At 66.2% G+C, this 6,876-nt stretch carries 8 protein-coding genes; 2 read left to right on the forward strand and 6 right to left on the reverse strand.

The window, feature by feature from the left end; translation table 11 throughout:
• Positions 1–237: a hypothetical protein gene (locus tag FB597_RS16770; RefSeq protein WP_141914888.1), complete on the reverse strand. Its 237-nt coding sequence runs from the start codon at positions 235–237 to the stop codon at positions 1–3.
• A 367-nt stretch (positions 238–604) separates the two neighbouring features.
• Here FB597_RS16770 and epsC point away from each other — a divergent pair, with 367 nt between their 5' ends.
• On the forward strand, positions 605–1,543 hold the full coding sequence (gene epsC, locus FB597_RS16775) for a serine O-acetyltransferase EpsC (RefSeq protein ID WP_141914891.1): 939 nt from the start codon (positions 605–607) through the stop codon (positions 1,541–1,543).
• Positions 1,544–1,564: 21 nt separating this feature from the next.
• On the opposite strand, the gene FB597_RS20330 is transcribed toward epsC, so the two are convergent.
• Positions 1,565–1,720, reverse strand: coding sequence for a hypothetical protein (locus FB597_RS20330; protein WP_183405753.1), 156 nt, complete (start codon positions 1,718–1,720; stop codon positions 1,565–1,567).
• Positions 1,721–1,876: 156 nt separating this feature from the next.
• Positions 1,877–3,022, reverse strand: a complete 1,146-nt coding sequence (locus FB597_RS16780; protein ID WP_144770142.1) for an MFS transporter — start codon at positions 3,020–3,022, stop codon at positions 1,877–1,879.
• A 76-nt stretch (positions 3,023–3,098) separates the two neighbouring features.
• On the opposite strand from FB597_RS16780, the gene FB597_RS16785 reads away from it, so the two are divergent.
• On the forward strand, positions 3,099–3,983 hold the full coding sequence (locus tag FB597_RS16785; RefSeq protein ID WP_144770143.1) for a LysR substrate-binding domain-containing protein: 885 nt from the start codon (positions 3,099–3,101) through the stop codon (positions 3,981–3,983).
• Here FB597_RS16785 and FB597_RS16790 read toward each other — a convergent pair.
• From FB597_RS16790 to tauA, 3 genes are read right to left on the reverse strand one after another with little or no spacing between them, the layout of a single operon-like run.
• On the reverse strand, positions 3,958–4,830 hold the full coding sequence (locus FB597_RS16790; protein ID WP_144770144.1) for an ABC transporter permease subunit: 873 nt from the start codon (positions 4,828–4,830) through the stop codon (positions 3,958–3,960). The two genes, FB597_RS16785 and FB597_RS16790, sit on opposite strands and share 26 nt — an antisense overlap.
• Entirely contained in the window at positions 4,827–5,666 is an 840-nt protein-coding gene (locus FB597_RS16795; protein WP_144770145.1) for a taurine ABC transporter ATP-binding protein, read from the reverse strand. The genes FB597_RS16790 and FB597_RS16795 overlap by 4 nt, the downstream gene beginning before the upstream one ends.
• On the reverse strand, positions 5,642–6,637 hold the full coding sequence (gene tauA / locus FB597_RS16800; RefSeq protein ID WP_144770146.1) for a taurine ABC transporter substrate-binding protein: 996 nt from the start codon (positions 6,635–6,637) through the stop codon (positions 5,642–5,644). The genes FB597_RS16795 and tauA overlap by 25 nt, the downstream gene beginning before the upstream one ends.
• Positions 6,638–6,876 lie beyond the last annotated feature (239 nt).

The raw sequence follows: 6,876 nt of genomic DNA on the forward strand, positions 1-6,876 counted from the left end.
TCAGCGCATGCTGCCGTCGATGAATTCCTTGGACCACTGCAGGCCCGCGGTGCGTGCGCAATTGAAATCGGGATAGACATTGTCGCGGTCGCGCCAGAGCGCCATCGGCGGGCGCCCCCATTTATTGATCTGCACGGACAAGCGCCAGCCGTCGGCCAGTTGGAGGCCAACGATACTGATATCGAAATCCCGATACTGCGCGGCGTAGGTAAGCGAATGTATTTTCTTGTTTTCCATGGGCAACTTTCGCGACCTTGCATTATACGGCGCAAAAATCGCGAACGAACAGAGGGCGCAAACGCGATCGGGGCGATAATTTCCGCGCCCTTGTCAGGCAGGCATCGAAACCGCCAGGGGGAAGTTGTCAGGGCAAAAACATCGGCCGCATATGGATATTTCCAAATGGCATTGGCGTAACTTTGCGCTACCCGGTATAGTCGTCCCAGAGTTGATTCACAGAGCGGCGCCACTTTCCAGATAGGACTGGGCGCCGCGAATCGCTCCCCATCTTCCCTTGCCCCCTGCGCCCCGCTCCCGCCCTCCATTGCCGGCGGTTTTTTTGCGGCCGCCGACACTGCTTGCGCATTTTTGATAGCATGCCGGCATGGATACCTCGAACACCCCCGAACTGAGCGCCCTGGCCGATACCGCGGGGCTGGGCCTGTCGGCTGTCGTCGCCGGCCTGCGCACTTCGCGCGAAGTCACCAACAAGATCCGCTACCGCGGCGAAATCCGCGAACTGCCTTCGCGCGAAGCGATGCAAAAGCTGCTGCAGAACCTGCAGGCGGCGCTGTTCCCCACGCATTACGGCCACACCGACCTGTCCGACGAGACCATCGACTATTTCGTCGGCAGCCAGCTCAATGCCGCGCTGTGTGTCTTGAAGGAACAGGTGCGCCGCGGACTCTATTTCGCCTCCGACGAGCCGCAGGATGAAGCCGAGCTGCGCAGCCGCGCGGCCGTCATCACGCGCGATTTCGCGCACCAGCTGCCGGCCATCCGCGACCTTTTGGTCAGCGACATCCAGGCCGCCTACCATGGCGACCCGGCCGCCTCCAGCATTTCGGAAATCCTGCTGTGCTATCCCGGCACCACCGCCATCATCTACCACCGCCTGGCGCATGCGCTGCACCAGCTGGGCGCGCCGCTGCTGGCGCGCCTGGTGGCCGACATCGCGCATTCGGCGACCGGCATCGACATCCACCCGGCCGCGCAGATCGGCCCCAGTTTCTTCATCGACCACGGCACCGGCGTGGTGATCGGCGAGACCACCATCATCGGCCGCAACGTGCGCCTGTACCAGGCTGTCACGCTGGGCGCCAAGCGCTTCCCGTCGGAGCCCGACGGCTCCCTGGTAAAGGGCATCCCGCGCCATCCCATCGTCGAGGACGATGTGGTGGTGTATGCCGGCGCCACCGTGCTGGGCCGCATCACCATCGGCCGGGGCTCGGTCATCGGCGGCAATGTCTGGCTCACGCACAGCGTGCCGCCGGGCAGCAATGTCTCGCAGGCGGAAATGCTCAGCGAGTGCAGCAAACTGTAAAAATACAATCGCGGCCGGCGCTCAGCCGGCCAGCGGCAAGCAGCGCTGCAGGAAGAACAGGCCGCCCAGCAATGCCAGCCCGAGGAAGAAGACCGCGCCGATAAGCTTCCGCTCGGTCGGCTGCAGCGGTTCGATGGCGATAGGGCCGAGTTCCTGGTGAAGGTAATGGTCGGTCATGCTGGCTCCGGATGTCGTGGGGCCCGCCGCCGGGGAATGGGAACAGGAATGCGGCAGGCTATGTGCGCCATCCTAGCCAAGCCCCGCTCCGGCCGGAACGAAGCAATCCGCACATGCATATCCGCCGTGCGTATAACACCTGCGTATCAGACCCGACTATTCGGTAGCGACCTGCGCCTTGGCCGGCGCCGGTTCGCGGGCGCAAGCCAAGGCCGCCAGCGCCAGCGCGGATGCCGCCAGGCTGTAGATCCACAGCGACGACATCACAGGCAGCAGCAGGCCGGCCAGGATCGGCCCCAGCCCGGCGCCGATATCGCGCCAGATGGCCCGGCCGGCCAATGCATGGACCCGCTCGGCCGGCGGCGTGCGCGCCGCGACGATGGGCGGCAGCAGCGGCAACTGCAAGGCGCGCAGCACCACGATCAGCCCGGCGAACAGCCACAGCGCACCGCCGCCGAAACCGACCAGCGCCGCGCAAGTCGCCAGCGACAGCGCCACCAGCACCCGCACCGCGCCGAAGCGTTCGGCCAGCCAGCCGCCCAGCGGGCTCAACACGATCTCGCCGAAATAGCGCAAGGCCATCAGCACGCCGGCGATCAGCTCGGCATGTTCGGAAAACGATTGCTTGCTCATGTAGGACAGGCCGACGATGAACAAGCCGTCCAGCGTCAAGCCTTCGAGGAAAGACCACCAGTCCAGCGCATTGGGCAGCTTCCAGCGCCGCGCCGGCGGTTCCGGATAGGCGTGGGCCGGCAGGCGGCGCGCGGCCAGCAAGCCAAGCGTGGCGGTCAGCGCCACCAGCGCGAACACCATGCGCGGTCCGTAATGGCTGGCCAGCAGCGCCGCCAGCGGCAGCCACAGCATCGGGCCGATGGCGATGACGCCGCGCGAACGGCCGGAACGGCGCGCCGCGCCGATCGGGTTGGCGGTCGACATGGCCTGGGTCGACAGGTTGAGCCCGGCGAACGCCATGCCCCACAACAGGCGCAGCGGCAGCAAGGCCCAAAAGCCGCTGGCCACGGTGTAACCGAATGCGCACAGGATGGCGGCGCACACCGCCAGCGTGCAGGTCGGCCGGTCGCCGCGTTGGGCATAGAAACGCGCCACCCAGCGATAGCCGGCGATGCGCACCAGGCGGTTGGCCGCCAGCAGCAACCCGACTTCGGCCAGCGTTACATGGAACTGCTCCGCATACATCGGCAGCAGCAGGTAGAGCACGATATCGCAGGGCAAGGCGGCCGACAGCGAGAACGCAGCATGGCGCGAATCGAGGTCGGCCTGGCGAAGTTCGGGAGAAGTCATGGACGCCATCATGCGGGGCGCGACGGCAGCCTGACAAACGATATTAATTCCATCCATGCGTGATAAAATCTGACGCATGGCCGACCTCACCCTCCCGCTCAACGCCATCCGCGCCTTCCTCTCGGCCGCGCGCCACCAGAGCTTCACGCTGGCGGCGCAGGAACTCAACGTCACCCACGGCGCCGTCAGCCGCCAGATCAAGAACCTCGAAGACTACCTCGGCATGCCGCTGTTCGAACGCCGCATCCGCCAGGTGGCGCTGACCGAGCGCGGCCGCCAGTTCTTCGAAGAAGCCAGCCCGGCGCTGGAGATGCTGGCCACCGCCGCGCGCCGCGTGATGCGAGATGCGCCGACGCGCTCGGTGAGCATCAACGTGCGCCCCTCCTTCGCGGTGCGCTGGCTGATCCCGCACCTCTCGGGCTTCGTCGAACGCTATCCCGGCATCGAACCGCAGGTGGTCACCAGCGTGGCCGCCGTAAGCCGCGCGCCTTCGCCGTTCGACATCGCCATCCGGCGCGGCGAGACCAACTGGCCGGAAACGCTGAAGATGCAACGCTTCCTCGAAGACGAACTGCTGCTGGTGGCCTCGCCCGCGTTGCTGAAGAACGCCCCGCTGCCCGACGTGCGCGCCATCGCCGGCCATACGCTGCTGCTCTCGCGCAGCAGGAGCCGCGACTGGGACGACTGGAAAAAGCATGCCGGCCTGAAGCGCTCGCGCGCGCAGGCCATGCTGCATTTCGACCATCTGCACTTCGTGTTGCAGGCGGCGGTGGATGGCCTGGGGCTGGCGCTGTCGCCGCTCTCGCTGGCCGACAACGACCTGCGCTCCGGACGGCTGGTCTGCCCGCTGCCGGAGATGCGCATGCCGCTGGCGCCCTATTATCTCGGCATCAGCCAGCAGGCCGGCGCCGAAGCGCAACTGTTCGCCAAGTGGCTCAGCGGTGCTGCCGCCACGGGGTAAGCGCATCCGACAAGCGCCGCATCGCCAGGTCGAACAGGTAGGCGATCAAACCGATCAGCACGATCCCCATCACCACCACGTCGGTGCGCAGGAAGTTCGACGCATTGAGCACCAGTTGGCCCAGGCCCGCCGTGGCCGCCACCATCTCTGCCGCCACCAGCGTGGTCCAACCGAAACCGATGGCAATGCGCAAGCCGGTCAGGATGTCCGGCAATGCCGCCGGCAGGATCACGTGGCGCAGCAGTTGCCAGCGGCTGGCCCCCATCGACAGCGCGGCATGCAATTGCTCGCCCGGCACCCCGGCCACGCCGGCGCGGGTGGAGACCGCGATGGGGGCGAAGCAGGCCAGGTAGATCAGCAGCAGCTTGGCGGTCTCGTCGATGCCGAACCAGATCACGATCAGCGGCAGGTAAGCCAGCGGCGGCAGCGGCCGGTAGAACTCCAGCAAGGGATCGACGATGCCGCGCGCCACCCGGCTGCTGCCCATCAGCAAGCCCACCGGCACCGCCGTCACGGCCGCCAGCAGGAAGGCGCCGAACACCCGCCACAAGCTCCAGGCAATATGCTGCAGCAGCGGCAAACCGCCCTGCACGTTGCCTTCCCATGCCTGCACCGCCGCCTGCCACACCGCCGACGGCGGCGGCAGGAACAGCGGTGCGATCAGGCCGGCGGCCGTCACACCCCACCAGCCCAGCAGCAATGCGATCACGGTAACCGCGGTGATCGCAGTCGTCGGCCCGCTGCCGGGGCGCGGATAGGTGCGCGCCGGCGGCAATGCCGCGGGGATGGCCTGCCGGCTATCGTCCGCGACGGCGATATCCCGGGCGACAATATTGGCATTGCTCATGGCTTGCCTCCCTGGACCAGTTGCAGCAGCCGCTCGCGCCAGGCGATGAACTCCGGCGACGACTTGACCGCGCGCGCGTCGCCGCTCTCGACATAGCGGCGCAGGAAAGGCAATGCGAAATCATGTTCGATGCGGCCCGGCCGCGGCGACATCACGATCACGCGGCTGCCGAGGAACAGCGCCTCTTCGACGCTGTGGGTGATGAAAAAAACCGTCTTGCCGGTCCGCGCCCACAACTGCGCCAACAACTCCTGCACCGATTCGCGGGTGAGCGCATCGAGCGCGCCCATCGGCTCGTCCATCAGCAGCACGCGCGCATCGTTGGCCAATGCGCGGACGATGCCCACGCGCTGCTGCATGCCGCCCGAGAGCTGGTACACCGGCGACGCCGCATGGCGCTCCAGCCCGACCAGCTTCAGCTTCTCGTGCGCCACCGCCAGCCGCTGGGCGCGCCCCAGGCCGCGAAAGCGCAAACCCAGCGCGACGTTATCCGCCACATTCAGCCACGGCATCAGCGCATGCTTCTGGAACACCACGCCCAGCGCCGGGCCCGGCCCGGTAACCGGGACGCCATCCAGCAGCACCTCGCCCTGCGAAGGCCCGATGAAGCCGGCCAGGCAATTGAGCAAGGTGGTCTTGCCGCAGCCGGACGGCCCCAGCGCCACCACGAATTCGCCCGGCGCGATGGACAAGTCGACACCGGCCAACGCCAGCGGATCGTCCGCCCGCGCAGACGCAAAACGCACCGACAAGCGGTGCGCTTCGATCCGTCCGCCGGCGGGTTGGCCGGCGTTCAAGGGAGCGCAATGGCTCACTGCGCCGCCTTGCGTACCCATGTGGCATTGACGCCAGCCGAATAATCCGGCAACACGTTCTGGATCGTGCCCTGGCCCTTCAGGAACGCCGCGGTAGCCGCCAGCGACTTGGCCGCGCCGCCGCCCAGCCACTCGGCCGACGCCTGCTGCTGCAAGGTCGGGAATTCATACAGCGCCAGGCTGGCCGGCACTTCGGCGGCTTCCGCGCCGGACCACTTGGCGACAGCCTTCACCTGCTGCGAGTCGGCGCTCCAGGCAGCCTTGTTCTTGCGGTAGTTGTCGTCGGTCTCGGCCAGCACCTTGACCAGTTCGGTCAGGAAAGCGTCGTTGTCCTTGGCGAATGCCCTGGAGACGACGATGCCGTCGAAGGTGGCCTTGCCGGTTTCACGGGCAATCTTGCCGGAGGTGGTCAGCACGGCGCCATTCTTCTTGGCCTTGGCCAGCACCGGATCCCAGATGAAGGTGGCGTCGATGTCGCCGCGTTCCCAAGCCGCCGCGATCTCGGGCGGACGCAGGTTGACGATCTTCACGCCGCGCGGATCGACCTTGGCGTTTTCCAGCGCCAGCAAGGTGTGAAAGTGCGAGGTCGACACGAACGGCACCGCCAGGCGCTTGCCCTTCAGATCGGCCAGCGAATTGACGCCGCTGCCGTTGCGCGCCACCAGCGCCTCGGCGTCGTTGATGTTGTCGAGGATCCAGAACAGCTGGATATCCAGCCCTTGCGACAAGCCGGAAGCGATCGGCGCCGAACCGGCCTCGCCAATCTGCACCGAACCCGAAGCCAGCGCGCGGATGACGTCGGCGCCGCTGGCCAGCTTGCGGAAGCTCACCTTGTAGCCGGTCTTCTTTTCCAGCGCCTGCGCATCCTGGGCATAGCGCCATGGCACCACCATGTCCTGGTAGGCGATGACGACCTCTTTCGATTGGGCCAGTGCGTTGGTCGCTGCCAGCAGCGTGGCTGAGATTGCCAGGGTCTTCAGGAATTTCTTCATTTTTTGTTCTGGTGGATTTTGGGGATTCCAGTATAGGAAGGCGGCTTTTCTGGAGACACGAATATTTCTGTGGATGCTTATGCGTTTTTTTGAGGGGGGGGGGCTGGGTAGTCTGGTCTTGCTGCGTGCAGATGTACTGGCTCTATGCTTATCTTTCTCCGGTCGCAGCGGAGCGCCGGGGGCGGCCCGGCAGCCGCTCACTTTTCTTGTCTCGCCAAGAAAAGTAAGCAAAAGAAGGC

This window comes from Herbaspirillum sp. SJZ099 (genome assembly GCF_007828355.1).
GTDB lineage: Bacteria > Pseudomonadota > Gammaproteobacteria > Burkholderiales > Burkholderiaceae_D > Herbaspirillum.